The following is a 16145-nucleotide window of genomic DNA, read 5'->3' as shown; positions in this document are numbered from 1 at the left end:
ATTCTTCCATCATGTCGGCTCTAGGATGAACGAGCCGGGTGCGAGCCGGACCCAGTCATGTGCCAGGAACGGGTTCATCTCATCGTGTCCGCGTGCGTGCGAATGTTCGATGTATGCCGTCGCGAAATGATCTCGGGTGAGTTCGGCAGCTTCATCGACGAGGGCAGCATGGATGCCCGCCAGGACGACTTGGGCGATGCGTGCGTAGCGATAGGCAGCCGCGTGCGCGATCCGCTCAGGCATGTCGGAGGTGACAACCCTCGTGACGTCGATGTCCACGGACGACGCCATCTCTGTCAGGATGCGGACCACCAGCTTTCGCTCTTCGGGAAGCGCGACGTCGGCCAAGGGGAACTGGAAGCCGCGGCGCTCGATCTGCGCGTCGTGGCGGGCGAGCTCGGTTGTGTTCGGCATTCCCGAAAGCAGAAAGCTGACGGGCCAAACGGGGTCGTTCATGACGCCCTTGAACGCCTTGGCCACCTTCATCCGCTCCTTGCCTTTCGGTGTCTCCGTGAGCAGGTGCTGCGGCTCGTCGATGTGGATCAGCATGACCTTTCGCAGGTGGAGCTGATCGGGAAGAATGTCCCAGACTTTGTTTTCCTCCAGGTCCTGCACGAGAGGATACCCGGCCGCCCTCAGGATGTTGTGCCCAAGCGTCTTCATGATCACCGGGCCCTTGAGGGTGATTGAGACGACAGGGCACGTCTTTCCCCAAGGCCGGGACTCTGGCTGGAACTTGGGATACTTCGCGAGTAGGTGGCGGGCGATCTCAGTCTTTCCGGCCCCGCTCTCGCCGGTGAGGAAGAAGCACCGGCCGTCATCGCGCCGTCCGTTCCTGCGCGCCGTGACGAGTTGCAGGAACTTGTCGAACTTTTGCTTCAGTAGCAGGTCGCGGCCGCAGGGCACATATACGGCCTTTGCGAGCTCGAGAGACTCCACGATCCGGACGCTCTCGTCGCCAAGGCCGGCGACGAAGTCGTCTAGGAAATCGTCGTCGAGGTCCCGCATGGAATTGGCTCGGTCCGCGTGATGGCCGGATGGCGCGTCGTTGCCTCCCTCCTGATCGTATTCTGAGACGGAACTGTGCCTTGGCGGATTCCTGCGTTGAGGACTCATTCGTCGTCTCCGTAGGTATTCATCGAGCCGCCGAACGGCTTGCTGTTGCCGTCCTTGTCGCGCAAGTGGGGCCTTGCCCTAGGGGACCGGTGGACCACGGTACCGAAGGTTGCCTCATCGACAGCCTTCGGACCCGCCGCGTTGGCGACCGGCTCCGTAGCAGCCAGTGACTTCCGCTCAACGTTGTCGACCATGAGGTTGAACTGCTGCTCGGTGTAGCCATAGACGGGAATACCGGAGCGGCGCATCGCCTCGAGCCCCGCCTCGTAAAAGTGGCGATCCGCGTCGAGGCGGATCTCCCGGCCACTCTCGGCTTCTTTCCGTACGACCTCGAGCACGTGCGCGTTGGCCATGAGGAGCTTGTCGAGCGACGTCTCGACTTCGTCCGGGAACGTCCCATCGGCGGCACGGACAGAGATGTAGTCGGTTCCGTCTGGGCACCACTCGCGTCCCTTAACGCGCTCGGGCAATTCGATCAGGATCGACTTCACGTCCGCCGGATCAACGATGATGTCGACGTTGGACCGTCCGATGGCCTTTAGGAGCTCGCCGAGACCGTCGCCCCGGACGAAGGGCACCTTCATAAACTCGATCCCCGACGAGGAGAGCTTGCGGGTCCGACGGAAGCCGAAGGCGAGCTTGATCTGGGTTTCAGTTAGATCGGGTGCCAAGCCCGTCCTTGACAGGGAGTTCCACCTCGCCATTGGCGTCGAGCCCTCAAGACCTTTGTGAGGGCGATTGTGGTAGCTGTCTACGATGAAGCGAACGAGAAGGGCGTGGAACTCTGCGACCGTCAGCGACGCCATCTCCTGTGCGGGGTAGTCGCCCAGTTCGACGACGTTCGCGAAGGCATGCCCGGCGAAGCGTCTGCACAGTCGTTTGAGGGTGCGGAAGAACGTTTCGATCGTCCCGCGCATCCTAGGATCTTGGTCGGGGACGCTGACGCCCGCCTTGCACCGTTGAACGGTGCTCTTGAACTCCTCGCCAAAGGCTGGGCCGCCGTCGGTGACGTAGAACTCGCCGCGACCGTACATGTGCCACGTGCTGCGGCACCCAACTGCGGCAGCCAGGGCGGACTTGTCGACGAGCGTGCTTCGAAGGGCAGTGCGTGCCGTGGCGGTCGATGGGGCACCGGTGTAAAGGTGGAGCCCAACGATGCACCGCGTCGCGACATCGATTGCCACCGTCACAGTGCACCTTACGCGCGGCAAACGCGCCCGTGCCTTGGGCGTGAGCTCCTTCCAGATCGCTGACCCTGCGACCAACGTGTGAAGGTCGACGTCCCAGTCGTCCATCTCGATGCGCTGCATGGGCCGCGTGACCATCGCGCCGACGGCGGACAGCGCGTAGCGGCGCATGGCCCGGTCGAGGCTCTCGCGGCCGGCGTCGGCTAGGAAGGGGTCGATCTCTGCGATCCGCTTGCGCACAGTCACCGGGCTAACCCGGAGCCGGTCCTCAGGCAGGCGACCCTTGTTCAGCTCACGCAAGTCCTGCTCGATGAAATCGCAGATGTCCTTCATCTTCGGTTTCAGGGGCGTGCACCAGTGCTGCACCGCCCGTTCCATGGCCTGCCGAACGCGCGGGTCGAGTTGGTCGCGGTTTCCGCAGTTGGCGTAGTTGGGGACAAATGTGTCGTCCCGTTCATTCCGTTCGCGGTAGAGTTTCAGCCAGCCGTAGAGTGCGCTCGCGCTGGGCCAGTCGAACTCCTTGCGCTCGCGTCCTTCGTAGACGCGGCCAGGTTTGCGGCGCTCGCCATATTTGTCGAGGTACCAGCGGTCCATCGATACCCGCTCCTCCTCGATGAAGGCCGTCAGAATTGCCTTGCCAACGCCGATCCTCGGCTGAGAGAGGTCCCGCCGGCGGCGATGGAAACGTAGGACCCATTGAAGCTTCCAGGCAGCAGTACGGGCGTGCTCCTTCGAGCAACGCGACGTGTCAGACGTGTCGTTGCGCACGCGGAGCATCCCGAGGGACTCGGTCCAGTGGCCCTCGTCGATGCGCATTCGCGGCGAGGCCCCACGCAGGAGCTTTGTGATCTCAACGTCGTCGATCGGAACGTAGTGGTCCTCAAAGACATATCCTACGACGAGCTGGAAAAGGTGCCTTCCCCCTTTCGACTCGACGCAGCGGTAATGCGCCCCGTCGACAACAATTCGGTCATGCCGTCCGAACTTGTACGCGCGCTGGGGCATGTTTCGGTATCCTTCCGTGATTCGGTCAGGCTGCAATCGTGGGCGAGGAGTCCTTGATCCATCGTCAAGAGGCAGCTTGGCGGCCGACTCGCGCGGGCGCGTCGGGTCCGATCCGGACGCCCGCATCCAATGAAAGCGCGCCGGACTGGAGCAGCGCGACCGCTGCGCGGTAGCCGCGGAAGCCTAGCCCCGACGCGTCCGCTAAGTCTCCGAGGGTGAAGCTTTCCGGCATGCGGGGGAGCGCGCGGCGCAACGCCTCCAGTCCTTCAGGGTCGTCATCAAGTGCACAGGCCACGATAGCTCGCGCGTTGGCGATCGTAACGGCATCGAGGTCGAACTGCGTGACCACCCGGTAGTCGTCCGTCATCCCGAGGAACGCGCTGCGGCCGATCTCGCCGATTTTGGTGGGCACAGCCTTGCGCTTCGAATCCTCCTCGTACTTGACCTCGACTGTCGAGTGGACGCCGTTCCGCCAAAAGACCTGGAAGTCGGAGTGATACTGGGGCGTTCCCCCGTTGGATCCACGGTATTGGATCAACTGCTGCTCGCGGACCTCAAGGACGTGGGGACTGGCGACCAGGACGTAGAGGACGTCTTCCTCAAGCGCGCTCTCAAACCAGATCGCGACCCAGCGGAACGGATCCACCATGGACCCCGTGCGCGAACCGCGCTTCTTCGGTCTGGGGATCCGATGCGCGACGCTGGGCTTGACACGCCGCAGGTGCCCTTCAGGTCGTCCGTCCGCACGCAGGTCGGTATGTGCCAGCTCCTCCGGGCGGTATGGATACCGGCCTCCGCGACGCGCGCGGCCAAGGGCGGGAGGTGTCGGCCGGGGTGGCCCGCCGTCAGGAGGGAACGCAGAAGGGGCTGATGCGTGGACATGGTAGGGCTCCAGTTTTCCGCCGCCGGAATGGCGACAGGGATCGACGCGGCCCAAGGGCCGGCCACCGTCTGGACGCGTCGGCCCCCCGCAGGGGAGCGGCGCGTCAGGCGGCTATGGAGCTGTGGTACGTCCGTGGGCGGGTGCGCAGCGGGAAAGGCATGACGACAATGAGTTTCATTTGGCTGCCTCCCTCGTTCCGCGGCGGAGTGCCCGGAAGTGATCCCGAATCTGCGTGTGCGCCGATCCCGGCGATGACAAGCGTCCCGATATACCGGGGCTAACGCTCGCGCATCCCCTGAATGAAAGGTTGGCGAACGACTACTGATCTTGTGATCAAAAATTTTAATGATCACTCGAAGTTTGTGCTTCTTGGCTCATTTGCATTTCGATTGGGACATCGGCTGCATCTTGGCGCCCCAATCACCGCTGTCTGGATAGAAGATGCCGGGTAGGGGAAAAGACCGCGCGATTTCAGCGTAGTGCCTCCGGTTAAGCGTGGCGACAACCGCACCAATCGAGATCGCTGTGGCTGCAATTGTCAGCTTCTCGCTGGACACAATGCGCTTACACCGGGGGTCAGGGATTACGATGTTCCTAAGAGCTGGGGTCGAGGCGAGTACCGCACGAATCCTGGCGGTGTCTACTGTCGGCAGGATGATTTGATATCGGCTATCTGCCAATAGGCTGTCGATCCGTTCCTCGTATGCGGCAGCTCGTCCGTTCTGCCTGCGCCGCGCGAGCTCAACGCCAAGCAGAAGCTCGAACACCACACTCCATGGTACGCAGAGAGCGCCGTCGGGAGCGTTCTCCAACCAGCCGACGACGCCAGGGGCCGGGATAGGCATCGTCAGTTGCGATAGTACGGACGTGTCGAGAAGGAAGAGAGTTGGCCGAACAGAGGCTTGGTTCCGCTCGCTCTTCCTTCGGAGCATGGGACTAGATTTGACAGTCGATTGGATGGCGGGATCGAGCGATGCACCGCGAAGACGTGTGCAAGTCCTGTGCATGCTTGGCTCCTTTGTCGGGCCGCAGATGTTCGGTCCGTCCTGTGGACGGTGACATCGCATTGGGTCTGCGATCGATGATAAGATAGAGGTCCTCTGCTTACGCTTCTGTCAGTGCAAGTATTCCCTTGGCTCTCGCACCCTACGCGCAGGTGTCTACCTATGCGGATTAATTTCAACTCATGATCACTCGATCTGAGTCGATCTTAACTCTGTCGCGTTCAACAGTCACAGACTGAAGTGTTCTCGGGAATCGCTTGTTCTGCAGGAGATTTGTCGCCAGGGGCTGCTCAGTGACGCTGACGGAAGCAGACAATTTTCATGGTGTCGAGTCCCCACCTGATCCGTGTTTCGTAGCGGAATAACAGCAATTCGATGTGCCCCGGGGACATGGGATGGGGGCAGCCCCGGGGCCTTGAGTGCACAGATTTCTCATGTTCACGATTAGAGTTCTTGAGCACTCTGTGACCGGCTAAGTCAGCTCCAAGAATCGTCTCGGGATCGGGAACCTGAATCGCGCAGCCCCTCGAACAGTGGACTGCTCACACAAACTTTCGGGAATGGCGGGAAAGGTGGATCAACTCGCTCACTGATGGCGAAGCGGTTCGTTGGCCTCGCCCACCTCGCTGATTGTTACGGCGAAGGTCCGAGCCGTTAATCGCTCGTCCCCGGGGGCGCTACAGAGCGAGGATGCACGACAAACATTATACGTAGCTGGCTACACAGTACGAATTCCTGCTTGATTCTGCGGTGAAACGAATAAGCGGGAAGGAGCGCGTCGTGTAAGCCAACGCATCGCTACTGGGTTTCAGGGTCTGCACCAAGGATTGCTGGAATTCGGCCACTTCTGTGCAAGGCCTTCGTCGATCAGCATCCTGCCGACGTCTCGTCCATCAGACAGTGTCACGGCTACCAACCGCCGGCCGTAGCGATCGTACCTGTTGCCTGAAAGAGTGTAGCCAGCCGACATCAGGCTACGTAATCGTCTCGTAGCCCGTTCCCCGGCGATCTTCTCGGCTGCACATGCAGGATTGGAGATCTCCGGAGCGTCAACGCCTCCGGATCGTGAAACCAGACGCCATTTCTCACCCTCATGCCAACCTGTATCGCCGTCGACTATGCACGTGATGCGGCGGGATCCGGCGCAAATAGGAAGGGATCTTCGCGTGGACTTCCGTGATGCGGCAACAAGGGTAGGGGAGTTCGCGGCAGCATTGTTTGGTTTGGACGAGATCTGCAGGTCCAGGATTCCCGCATAGTGAACGGCAAACGGCGCGAGGAAACCGAAGGCGACGGCTGACACAAGGACCGTTGGAAATGAGGTCCGACGAGGCTTCTTGGTCCATGGACCGGTGCCTTCATGGCGGTGCTGGCGGGCTGCCCGAATATGCTCCACTTTCCGCCGGACTTGGCTGCCAGTCTGATTTGCGCGCCGTGTCCGAATGTTAGCGAGATTTCTCAACCACCGATCGCTCATAAATCACTTATCCTCAAAGGCACCCGGTGGTCGGTTTAGATTCGAACCCGATGTTTCGTCGCTGCCGATCGCGCTGGCACTGATTAGTACCTGTAGCCATCTGTCCGTTTACACCGCGTCTGTACCCGATACCGCTCTGAATGCTGCCGGCTAAAGGATACCCGAGGAGGATGAACGACCACTTTCTTGAACTCGAAAGATTCGTGAGACGGGGAGACGGCAGCATTCGTCAGCGAGCATGTCCGTGCGTAAAGCCTGCCGCGGCTCTGCTTGAGCATCTATCCCGTCAATGGCATCGGAAGATCAGGGCGGTGTGCGCGACTGGGCACATCCAGATTTCGTGCGTTTGATGGGATACGCGATGCGATCGCGCGTCATATGTGACGGGGCACTACTATGCAGTATCGAGACTGAGACGGACATTCTGCGATATCCAATTCTCGTGGCAAATGGTCGACCTCCGGCTCTGCAAGGTCGCGACGACGATCGAACGGATGGGGAACCTTGATGTGCAACCTGTACTCGATCACTCGAGGCCAAGCGGCGATCCTCGAGTTCACTCGTGCCATGCGAGACAGCACCGGCAATCTTCCGCCTCTTCCGGGCGTCTTCCCGGACTACTCTGCACCAGTCGTCCGCAACGCTGAGAGCGGCGAGCGGGAGCTCACTATGATGCGTTGGGGTATGCCGTCGCCGCAGTTCGCCCTGAAGGCACGCGGCGTCGACGGTGGCGTGACCAACGTTCGTAACCTGAAATCGCCGCATTGGCGCCGCTGGCTGGGCCCCTCAAACCGATGCGTGGTACCTTTCACGAGTTTCTCGGAATATGGGACGACCGCTGAAGGCAAAAAATTGCCGGTATGGTTTGCGGCCGATGAGAGTCGTCCGCTTATGGTGTTCGCCGGTATTTGGACGAACTGGACCAGCGTCAGAAAGGCGAAAGAAGGGGAGGTTACAGTCGACCTATATGCTTTCCTTACCTGCGAACCGAATGCAGTCGTTGCACCGATCCATCCGAAGGCAATGCCGGTAATCCTGACTCGGCCCGATGAAATCGACGTTTGGATGCGCGCTGATTGGTCGGAAGCCAGCGGCTTACAACGACCGCTGCCGGACAGCTCTTTGCGGATAGTCGCCCGCGGGAACCGGAAGGACGAAGCGGGGGAAGCCGGCTAGCGATCTATGTAGCGGGTTCCTTTGTCGGGCTGGTGCTCGTAACCAGTCTGGTGCTCTATTTCGCACAGTACCTTGTTCCATTGGTCGCGGCAGCGGTGATGCCTCTCAGCGTTTTCGCGTGATCGCAATATGGACTGTCGCCTCCCGCCGGACATGGGCTGCTAGCAAATGCCATCAAGGTCATACAATGGAGGCTTCACCGTCATGATACGATGAGCCAACGTTGGGAGCGCGATATGGGAACTGCGGAGCACGAGCGCGTTTCGACCGACGAGTTCCTCGAATGGGTCTCAGGTCAAGCGGGACGGTTCGAACTCGTCGAGGGATATCTCGTCGAGGTGAGGACGGGTGCCACTCAGGGGCACAACGTCGTCATCACCAACATCGTCTCTTCCGTGGGACTCAAGCGAAGATCGGCAGGTGCCGAACGACAGCCCGCGACACGGCGGTTCAGACGCACGCAAGCACCGTCCGCTATCCTGATGTCGTCGTTGACTGCGGCCCTGTAGATCAGGAAGGGACGGTCGCGGAAAGCCCCACGCTCATCGTCGAGGTGTCGTCACCCGGAACAGCCTCGGTCGACACGACGGACAAGTTCGACGAGTATCAGGGGCATCCGGCGGTAAGGCTGATCATGGTCGTCGAACCGAGCATCGTCTCCGTCAAGCTCTACAGGCGTAATGAAGACGGCGTCTGGAGCCCCGAGAGATACGACGCCCTCGACGGGGTGATCGACATGCCGGAAATCCATTCGGTGCTCACGCTGGCAGAGATATACGACACCCTCCTGCCACGCCTTCTCCACGCTTGCACCTGATCGGGACGGTCGAAAGTCCAAAGCCATCATTGGCGAACGAGGCGACGACGGCTTTGGGTGGAAAGGGGTCGGTCCGCTTCCGAAAGAGATTCGGCGGAAGCTGACCTTCAGTGCCTGCCCCACCTCGCCGGCCTTCGCAGAAGGCGCTAGCGAACCGACCTCATTTGCAAGCGACTTTCGCGATCGCGTTCCTGTTGGGCGTTCAAGCTTCAGCGTTCGAAGCCGCAGGGCGTTGCCGATCACGCTCACCGAGGACAGGCTCATGGCGAGCGCGGCGATCATCGGCGACAGCAAGAGCCCGGTCACCGGGTAGAGAACGCCGGCGGCGATTGGCACCCCAATGCTTTTGTAGATGAAGGCGAAGAACAGGTTCTGTTTGAGTTGCTGCCGCAGGCGATCGGTGGTTCGGCGCCGCCTGGGAACGACACATCTAGCCGTAGCTCTCGCACCGATCGACGCCGCAGGCCGTCTCCCGCAGTAGCCCCTCGACGAGCACAAGCAGATCGTCCAGGCGAGGATCGCTCAGGCGGTAGTGAACAAAGCGCCCGCGCTGCTCCCCGGTGACGAGGCCGCATTCGCTGAGGCACCGCAGATGGTTTGATGCGTTCGACTGCGACAGGCCGGTCAAAGCGACGATCTCGCCCACGGACAGGGGTCCTGCGCGCAAAGCGTCGAGGATCGACAGCCGCGAGGCATCAGCCAGCCCCCGAAACAGCTTGGTCCGGAGGGCAACGGCCGGAGCATCGACCCGCTCGATCAGTTCAGCAACGCTCGACATATCAGTCACGGATGATATATAGCCCTTCTTGATCAGGGAAGATGGCCATGAGTGTAGCAGCTTCAACGAATGATGCCGAGACGGCGCGCTACCGCGTCACCGGCATGGATTGCCCCTCCTGCGCGGCTAAGATCGAGAAGGCGGTGCGCTCGGCCGGGGTCGACGAGGTGAAGGTTTCGACAGCGACGCAGGTCATGACCTTGCGCGTGGACGATCCCGCAACGCGCCTTCCTGAAGTCGAACGCGCCGTCACCGGCATCGGCTACCGGCTTGACCGTCTGGATAGACCGGAAACCGACGCCGAGGGCGATACCGACGATCTGCCTAAGGATCTCTCCCACATTACCCCGGCCTACAAACGGGCGCTGTGGATCGTGGTGGCGCTAAACGTCGGCTACGGCATCGTCGAAATGTTCGGCGGATTCCTCTCCGGTTCGCAGGCGCTCAAGGCCGATGCGCTCGACTTCTTGGGTGACGGACTGATAACTTTCCTTGGAATCCTCGCGATCGGCTGGAGCATCGTCTGGCGCGCCCGCTCCGCCCTCATCCAGGGACTGTTCCTTGGCGCCCTCGGTATCGGGGTTCTCGCCAATACGGTCTATCGCGTGCTCGTGCAGCAGCAGCCGGAAGCCGAGCTGATGGGCTTGTTTGCGGTGATCGCGCTCGTGGTCAACGTCATCGCTGTTCTTCCGCTGCTACCGCACCGGACGGGAGACGCCAATGTCCGCGCCGTCTGGCTGTTCTCGCGCAACGACGCGATCGGCAACGCCGCCGTGGTCGTTGCGGCGGGACTGGTGGCCTGGACGGCCTCGCCCTGGCCGGATCTGGTCGTGGCCGTCATCATCGCCGGGCTGTTTCTGCAATCCTCTTGGTCGATCATCCGTGACGCCCGGAGCGATCTGCGCGAAACCTCGTCGGCTTCGGCTCGTGCGCCTGCATGAGAGAGAGCCCAAGCAGCGAAAACCTCGCGGATCGAACATCCCCCATCCGTAGAGTCCGAGCCGTCTGCCTGGGGGAAGCATGAGCACATGGATCTGGGCAGCCGTGCTGGTGGCTGCCGTCTTCGCCGCAGAATGGGGCTCGGATCATCTCGCCGAGCCCCTTCGCAGGCTGCGCAAGCAATGGGGACTGTCGGCCGCGGCGGGGGGCTCGCTGATCGGGATCGCCACCGCAAGTCCTGAGGTCGGCGTGAACATCACCAGCGCCGTGCGGGATGTGTCCGACATCGGGTTGGGGGCGATGCTCGGCTCGACCGCCATCGGCATTCCGGCGCTCGTCTCGGTCGGCTATCTTGCAACGCGCAAGCGCGACATTCCCGACGATCCGGGTCATCAGAGGCATCTCCGGGAGCATCTGCTGCGCGTTGATCCGAGCGCAGTGACCGTGCAGGCGCTCCCGTATCTCGGCATCCTGGCGCTCGCCGCCGTTCTGATCCTTCCCTCGCCATGGCAGGGCTTGCAGCCGATCGACGGCTGGATTCTGTTCGCCGCCTATATCGCCTATGCCGGTCAGGCGTTCCTTCGCGGCCGCGGTGAGGCCGAACAGGTCGAATGGTCGCGGAAGGGGATCTGGCTGGCGGTGGCCGGTGTCGGGGTTCTCGCGCTCGGCGCCTACTTCACCGTCATCTCGACGCAGAACCTGGTCAAGGCGTTCGGCATCTCATCAATCATCGGCGGCCTGTTCATCACTGCGCCTTTGGCAGCCCTCCCGGAAATCTTCGCCTCGTGGAAGCTTTCCCGCAGCGGCCAGATCACGCCGGCGCTCACCAACATCATCGGCGATCACGCCGTGACCATGACGGTCGGCTTTCTGCCTCTGGCGCTTGTCGGGACGCCGATCGACAATTTCCGGCTGGTCTGGGTAAGCTTCGTCTTCGTTGGTCTGATGCCCCTGCTTTATGCCGCGTTCATCCGCTGGGGAGGGCCAGAGCCAGGCTTCCGCCGCTGGCAAGTGCTGACCCTGCTGGGCACCTACTTCGTCTATGTCGGCGTGGTGGTGGTCTGGGTTCTGGAGCTGGTTTGATGGAAGTCTCCAGCATTGGGATTGCGACGGCCTTCGCCGCCGGCGTCGTGTCCTTTCTGTCCCCTTGCGTGCTGCCGCTGGTGCCCGGCTACGTCTCCTATGTCGCCGGGCGCACAATCAGCCCGGACGGGTTCACAACCGAGACCGGCTTCACGGCAGCAGTTCGGACCTTCGGCCTGAGCCTCTGCTTCGTGCTGGGGTTCTCGACCGTGTTCGTCCTACTGGGCGCCAGTGCGACGGCCATGAGCGGGCTCCTTCGCACGCATCTCTACGAGGCGAACCTGATCGGGGGCGCGATCGTCATCGTCTTCGGCCTGTTCACGACGGGTCTCGTGCCGATGCCCTGGCTTGACCGTGACCTGAGGGTCCATGCGAGCCCGAGCAGCGCCGGCCCCTGGGCTGCCTATCTCCTCGGCCTGGCCTTCGCCTTCGGCTGGACCCCGTGCATTGGACCGGTGCTGGGCGCGATCCTGACGCTGTCGGCCGCTAATGCGACAGCCGGAAGCGGAACCGCCTTGCTGGCCGTTTATTCCCTCGGTCTGGGCCTGCCCTTCATCCTGGCCGCGCTCTTCATGCGCGGGTTCATGGCGAAAATGAAGGCCATGCGTCGAACCGGTCGTGTCCTGAAGATCGTGGCAGGCGGGGTGATGATGTTGATGGGCATCGCCATGATCACCGGTCACCTCACTCGCTTTGCGTTTTGGCTTCTCGCGATCTTCCCCGCCCTCGGCCAGATCGGCTGAGCTGATTATCTAAGGAGCACTTCCGCGGCATGCTCAAGCTCGGCCTTCCTTTCACCCTTCTCAGCTTCCTCCTCGATCAGGCGACGAAGTGGTGGATCCTGAACCACGTCATGGATCCGCCGCGGGTCATCCCCGTCACCGGCTTCTTCAATCTCGTGCTAGGCTTTAACACCGGCGTGAGCTTCGGTTTGTTCGGCGAAGCACCGGCTTGGCTCCTGATGGCGTTCATACTGCCGATGGTAGCGGGGCTCTTGGTTTGGATGACGCGCACCGACAGCCGCCTGACGGCAATCGCCCTCGGCCTCGTCGTGGGCGGTGCGTTTGGTAACCTGCTCGACCGGCTGAGGCATGGCGCGGTGACGGACTTTTTGGACTTCTACGTGAGCGCCTATCACTGGCCCGCATTCAATTTCGCCGACGTGGCGATCGTCAGCGGCGTCGCGTTGCTGCTCATCGAGAGTGTCTTGGCACGTGAAGAAACGAAAGCCGCAACGGATGCCTGAAGTCCCTCGCACCAGAATGCCGGATGCCACTCTGGCCCTCATCGATGATCCCTATCGATTCATCTCGAAGCGGTGCCGAAAGTTTGGGTCAGACCTGTTCGAAACGCGGCTGATGCTGCAAAGGGCAACCTGTATGACTGGCCCGGAAGCGGCTAGGCTCTTCTACGATGAAAGCCGATTCATCCGGCGTGGCGCCATGGTCGGGCGCATTCAGAAGACATTGCTCGGCAAAGGCGGCGTGCAGGGCCTCGACGATGAGGCCCACAGACACCGCAAGCAGATGTTCATGTCGCTGATGCGCCCTGAGTGGATCGCATCGCTGGTAGCGAGAACAGCCGAGGAGTGGGATGCCTCCGCTCGCGCCTGGTCGTTGAAGGGCGAGGTGGTCCTTCATGACGAGCTGCACGTCCTTCTGACCCGCGCGGCCTGCGCCTGGGCCGGAGTGCCGCTCGCGGAGCCGGAGGTCGAGCAGCGAACGCGGGAGATCACCGCGCTATTCGACTATGCCGGATCAGTTGGACCGAAACACTGGTGGGCTCGCATGGCGCGCAAGCGGAGCAACCGCTGGATCGAGAGCATCATCGGCGACATTCGCGACGCACGAATTCATCCCCCAGAGCAGTCTGCCGCCCATGTCATCGCATGGCACCGGGATCTTGAGGGCGAGCTGCTGACGCCTCACGTCGCTGCCGTGGAACTCCTCAATGTGATCAGACCGATCGTAGCCGTCGGCGTCTATATCACCTTCGCCGCCCACGCTCTGCATCGCCATCCCGAATGCCGGCGCAAGCTCCAAGCCGGTGATAATGCCAGTTACACCGAATCCTTCGTGCAGGAGGTCCGGCGATTTTATCCTTTCTTCCCCGCTGTCGCTGCACGGGTGCGCCGCGAGTTCGAATGGAACGGATATCGGTTCCCGAAGGGACGCCGTGTTCTCCTGGACCTGTATGGAACGGACCATGATGCCCGGTCATGGGAATCGCCTGAGACGTTTCAGCCGGAGCGGTTTCGCGATTGGGACCGAAGCCCCTTCAGCTTCATTCCCCAAGGTGGCGGCGAATACCACGTTCATCACCGATGCCCAGGCGAGTGGATCACGATCGAGCTGATGAAGCTCGCCTCACAGGTCCTTTCCAAGGATATCCAATATGACGTGCCGGAGCAGGACCTGCGGATCGACTATTCGAGGCTCCCTGCTCTGCCGCGGAGCCGCTTCATCATCAGCAACGTAAGGCCGAAGCTGGCAGGAGGACCTGCTGCGTCGCTAAGCTGATGGGCGGGCCACACTCTTTTTTACTCTCTCTCTGGAGTGCGGATGCCCCCCTCGGTGTTTCGGTCGGCGACAGCGCCTCGATGATCTGGCACTCGGCGACCTGCCGCGGCTGCATTGGCTGAGAATGCTGTCCAGCTCCCGGCGTAGAGCCTGAAGATCCCGGATCTTGCGCTTCACCTCGGTCAGGTGCTCGCGCGCGATCGCATCGACCGCCTCGCAGGGACGGTCGCGCTGGTCCGACAGCCCGAGAAGGTCACGAACCTGATCGATGGAGAAGCCGAGATCGCGCGCCCGGCGGATGAAACTGAGGCGGCCCAAATGGACGGTCGAGTAGGAGGCTTTTCCTTGGGCTGCTCTGCGCGCCCGCGGCGCGGCGGCAGTGATCGTTCCATTCACAAGCCTATTCTCGGTAGATGGCTGGCCGGCGGCCGCCGATGGCAGCTTTCAGACCTGCGTCACCGCTCAGCCAGAGGCGTAGATGGGTCGATTCCTGCCGTTGAGCCTAGTGAAATGCGGCGGTCCCGCCGTTACTCGCCTGCTACGTCTGCCAACCGCGGGGTCCGACCTGGGGTCACGGGCTGTAGGCAATCCAGCCTCTGAACGTGAACGCGGCGTATTACAGCGCGACACCCTCGAAGCCGGCATCCCGGATGCAGAGTTTCATTCTCCTCAGGCGGCAAGGCTGGCAGACGATCGCCAATCGCCGTGATCGCGCTCCGCATCTGCGCCGCCGGCAAACCGGAGGCGCTGGCGAAGGCTGCAAAATGCTCAAGCCAGAGCGCCTTGCCTTCCAGATCCTGCGGAAAGCTGTGATGCGCAACGACGAAGGGAGTGCCGGGCTTGAGTCGCCTACGGAGGGCGATCAGCGTCCGCAAGCGCTCCTCCCGTGGCAGGAAGTCCAGGGTCAGCAGACAGGTGGCACCGTCGAAGGGGCCCTCGGGTGCCAAGTCGATGGTGCCTTCATGCAGCCGAACTTACGAGGCGAGGGGCCGAGGGTCCGCCTCGCCAGGCCCAGCATCTCCGCCGAGGGATCGACGCCGTCCAACTGCCAACCGCCAACCGGGCTGGAACTCGGCGAATGCCTTCAGTTCATGCCCGCCACCGGCTCCCAGAACCAGCACACGGCCGTTCGCGTCTACGCGCTCCGCGAGAAGCAGCGCCGCCATGCGTTGCAGGTGCTGGAAGCCCGGCACCATCCGCACCGGACCTTCGGCATATCGCGCATCCGCTGCGGGATCATAGAACGATGACAAGCGGCAGCTCCAGATTTCATGGTGACGCTCGCCTTGCGATCGTCGTCGTGGCGCGTACGGGTGGGATACGGGCGCTCGTTAGGTTTGCCACGGGATTGACGGCTAGATTGCCGTGAGCGGAGATAGAACGGTTGCGGCAGACCTGTGAAGTTGATTCTCTGCGAGGATTCCGATGTCGCACGCCGCCCATAAACTCCGGACCATCATCAAACTTGCGATCGCTGCGGTCCCGCCGGAGACTCGACAGCTCTGCGCACCAAAGCGGCCGCGGACCGCATGGCAAGACCACGACAACGCGCGCGCCTCGTTCGCCGAGACGATCGCATTGGAAGTCGAACGGCATTTCGTCATAAGCGAGCAGGCGTTTGGTCGCGGGCTCGCTCCAGCGCCGACTAGCTCGTCTGCGATCTTGCCGAAGACCTAACCCGTAGTCAGCTTGGCTGATCTCGTAAGGAAGCTGGTAGCGGAAGCCTCCATTCCCTCGATTGTTTCGCCATTCCGGTTTCGAAAAGCGTCTTGGTGACCTCGTCCAGCGCAGCTCTCTCCGCTCGGAGGATATTCCGTGCACGCTCGAAGCAGCCGTCCAGCATCAACCCATGCGCTGCTCGGACGGCCGCATCATGTGCAATGGCAGCGACCGCCTTTCCTGGTGCGTCTGTGGCGAAGTGTGAGAGGCTGCCGGCGAGGCCATAAGAAACCAGAAGCTGCGCGGCGATCTCAGTCGCCCGATGCAGGTCGCTACCCTCCATGCCGCCGCTGCCATCCCCGGGGGAGCCGAGGACCAGCTCTTCGGATGCCCTGCCGGCTAAGAGGATCGCGATTTCGGCGAGATGGCTGTTTCGGGTTCGATCGAACCCTTCCGTCCGCCGAAATTCGGTCATGCCGCCCACCGCTTCGCACACGTCGCG

13 protein-coding genes and 3 pseudogenes are annotated in these 16145 nt (G+C 61.9%); 7 read left to right on the top strand and 9 right to left on the bottom strand.

The window, feature by feature from the left end:
* Nucleotides 1-9: 9 nt before the first annotated feature.
* From N7I30_RS20360 to N7I30_RS20340, 5 genes are all read right to left on the bottom strand, one after another.
* Nucleotides 10-1008 carry an ATP-binding protein gene (locus tag N7I30_RS20360; RefSeq protein ID WP_498640922.1) on the bottom strand — a complete coding sequence of 333 codons (999 nt, stop codon included), beginning with the start codon at nt 1006-1008 and terminating at the stop codon, nt 10-12.
* A gap of 104 nt (nt 1009-1112) precedes the next feature.
* Nucleotides 1113-3308, bottom strand: coding sequence for a TnsB C-terminal domain-containing protein (locus N7I30_RS20355; protein ID WP_498640921.1), 2196 nt, complete (start codon nt 3306-3308; stop codon nt 1113-1115).
* A gap of 64 nt (nt 3309-3372) precedes the next feature.
* Nucleotides 3373-3957 (bottom strand): hypothetical protein, encoded by a 585-nt coding sequence (locus N7I30_RS20350; protein ID WP_498640920.1) that lies wholly within the window; start codon nt 3955-3957, stop codon nt 3373-3375.
* A gap of 608 nt (nt 3958-4565) precedes the next feature.
* Nucleotides 4566-5123 (bottom strand): PIN domain-containing protein, encoded by a 558-nt coding sequence (locus N7I30_RS20345; protein WP_498640935.1) that lies wholly within the window; start codon nt 5121-5123, stop codon nt 4566-4568.
* Nucleotides 5124-6003: 880 nt separating this feature from the next.
* A complete protein-coding gene (locus tag N7I30_RS20340) occupies nt 6004-6672 on the bottom strand; it encodes a thermonuclease family protein (RefSeq protein ID WP_498640919.1) in 669 nt (222 codons plus the stop codon).
* Between the two features lie 507 nt (nt 6673-7179).
* On the opposite strand from N7I30_RS20340, the gene N7I30_RS20335 reads away from it, so the two are divergent.
* Nucleotides 7180-7848 (top strand): SOS response-associated peptidase, encoded by a 669-nt coding sequence (locus N7I30_RS20335; RefSeq protein ID WP_498640918.1) that lies wholly within the window; start codon nt 7180-7182, stop codon nt 7846-7848.
* Nucleotides 7849-8131: 283 nt separating this feature from the next.
* On the top strand, nt 8132-8665 hold the full coding sequence (locus N7I30_RS20330) for a Uma2 family endonuclease (RefSeq protein ID WP_498640917.1): 534 nt from the start codon (nt 8132-8134) through the stop codon (nt 8663-8665).
* Between the two features lie 430 nt (nt 8666-9095).
* Here N7I30_RS20330 and N7I30_RS20325 read toward each other — a convergent pair whose 3' ends face one another.
* Complete coding sequence (locus tag N7I30_RS20325; protein WP_273504397.1) at nt 9096-9443, bottom strand: ArsR/SmtB family transcription factor; 348 nt, start codon at nt 9441-9443, stop codon at nt 9096-9098.
* Nucleotides 9444-9490: 47 nt separating this feature from the next.
* On the opposite strand from N7I30_RS20325, the gene N7I30_RS20320 reads away from it, so the two are divergent.
* The 5 genes from N7I30_RS20320 to N7I30_RS20300 all read left to right on the top strand — a co-directional run bounded on the left by N7I30_RS20320 (nt 9491) and on the right by N7I30_RS20300 (nt 13984).
* A complete protein-coding gene (locus tag N7I30_RS20320; RefSeq protein ID WP_277026577.1) occupies nt 9491-10384 on the top strand; it encodes a cation efflux transmembrane domain-containing protein in 894 nt (297 codons plus the stop codon).
* A 79-nt stretch (nt 10385-10463) separates the two neighbouring features.
* Entirely contained in the window at nt 10464-11465 is a 1002-nt protein-coding gene (locus tag N7I30_RS20315) for a sodium:calcium antiporter (protein WP_498640916.1), read from the top strand.
* Nucleotides 11465-12208: a cytochrome c biogenesis CcdA family protein gene (locus N7I30_RS20310; protein WP_024352379.1), complete on the top strand. Its 744-nt coding sequence runs from the start codon at nt 11465-11467 to the stop codon at nt 12206-12208. The genes N7I30_RS20315 and N7I30_RS20310 overlap by 1 nt, the downstream gene beginning before the upstream one ends.
* Nucleotides 12209-12237: 29 nt before the next feature.
* On the top strand, nt 12238-12711 hold the full coding sequence (lspA, locus tag N7I30_RS20305) for a signal peptidase II (protein ID WP_498640915.1): 474 nt from the start codon (nt 12238-12240) through the stop codon (nt 12709-12711).
* Nucleotides 12712-12727: 16 nt separating this feature from the next.
* Nucleotides 12728-13984 carry a cytochrome P450 gene (locus N7I30_RS20300; RefSeq protein WP_498640914.1) on the top strand — a complete coding sequence of 419 codons (1257 nt, stop codon included), beginning with the start codon at nt 12728-12730 and terminating at the stop codon, nt 13982-13984.
* Here the strand turns inward: N7I30_RS20300 and N7I30_RS20295 are convergent.
* From N7I30_RS20295 to N7I30_RS20285, 3 pseudogenes are all read right to left on the bottom strand, one after another.
* Nucleotides 13932-14320 (bottom strand): annotated as a pseudogene (locus N7I30_RS20295) (MerR family DNA-binding protein); the annotation flags it as partial. The gene N7I30_RS20300 and the pseudogene N7I30_RS20295 overlap by 53 nt on opposite strands.
* A gap of 280 nt (nt 14321-14600) precedes the next feature.
* Nucleotides 14601-15237: pseudogene (locus tag N7I30_RS20290) on the bottom strand (class I SAM-dependent methyltransferase).
* Between the two features lie 431 nt (nt 15238-15668).
* A pseudogene (locus N7I30_RS20285) lies at nt 15669-16145 on the bottom strand (hypothetical protein); the annotation flags it as partial.

This window comes from Aurantimonas litoralis (assembly GCF_026153195.1).
GTDB classification, from domain to species: Bacteria; Pseudomonadota; Alphaproteobacteria; order Rhizobiales; family Rhizobiaceae; genus Aurantimonas; species Aurantimonas coralicida.
Note: the sequence above shows the minus strand (reverse complement) of the source record. Positions and strands in the feature narration are given on the sequence as shown.

Excerpts from the sequence above, each read along its gene's own strand:
- N7I30_RS20360 (WP_498640922.1), bottom strand. The coding sequence starts at position 1,008 with ATGCGGGACCTCGACGACGATTTCCTAGACGACTTCGTCGCCGGCCTT.
- N7I30_RS20355 (WP_498640921.1), bottom strand. The coding sequence starts at position 3,308 with ATGCCCCAGCGCGCGTACAAGTTCGGACGGCATGACCGAATTGTTGTC.
- N7I30_RS20350 (WP_498640920.1), bottom strand. The coding sequence starts at position 3,957 with ATGGTGGATCCGTTCCGCTGGGTCGCGATCTGGTTTGAGAGCGCGCTT.
- N7I30_RS20345 (WP_498640935.1), bottom strand. The coding sequence starts at position 5,123 with ATGCTCCGAAGGAAGAGCGAGCGGAACCAAGCCTCTGTTCGGCCAACT.
- N7I30_RS20340 (WP_498640919.1), bottom strand. The coding sequence starts at position 6,672 with ATGAGCGATCGGTGGTTGAGAAATCTCGCTAACATTCGGACACGGCGC.
- N7I30_RS20335 (WP_498640918.1), top strand. The coding sequence starts at position 7,180 with ATGTGCAACCTGTACTCGATCACTCGAGGCCAAGCGGCGATCCTCGAG.
- N7I30_RS20330 (WP_498640917.1), top strand. The coding sequence starts at position 8,132 with ATGGGTCTCAGGTCAAGCGGGACGGTTCGAACTCGTCGAGGGATATCT.
- N7I30_RS20325 (WP_273504397.1), bottom strand. The coding sequence starts at position 9,443 with ATGTCGAGCGTTGCTGAACTGATCGAGCGGGTCGATGCTCCGGCCGTT.
- N7I30_RS20320 (WP_277026577.1), top strand. The coding sequence starts at position 9,491 with ATGAGTGTAGCAGCTTCAACGAATGATGCCGAGACGGCGCGCTACCGC.
- N7I30_RS20315 (WP_498640916.1), top strand. The coding sequence starts at position 10,464 with ATGAGCACATGGATCTGGGCAGCCGTGCTGGTGGCTGCCGTCTTCGCC.
- N7I30_RS20310 (WP_024352379.1), top strand. The coding sequence starts at position 11,465 with ATGGAAGTCTCCAGCATTGGGATTGCGACGGCCTTCGCCGCCGGCGTC.
- lspA (WP_498640915.1), top strand. The coding sequence starts at position 12,238 with ATGCTCAAGCTCGGCCTTCCTTTCACCCTTCTCAGCTTCCTCCTCGAT.
- N7I30_RS20300 (WP_498640914.1), top strand. The coding sequence starts at position 12,728 with ATGCCGGATGCCACTCTGGCCCTCATCGATGATCCCTATCGATTCATC.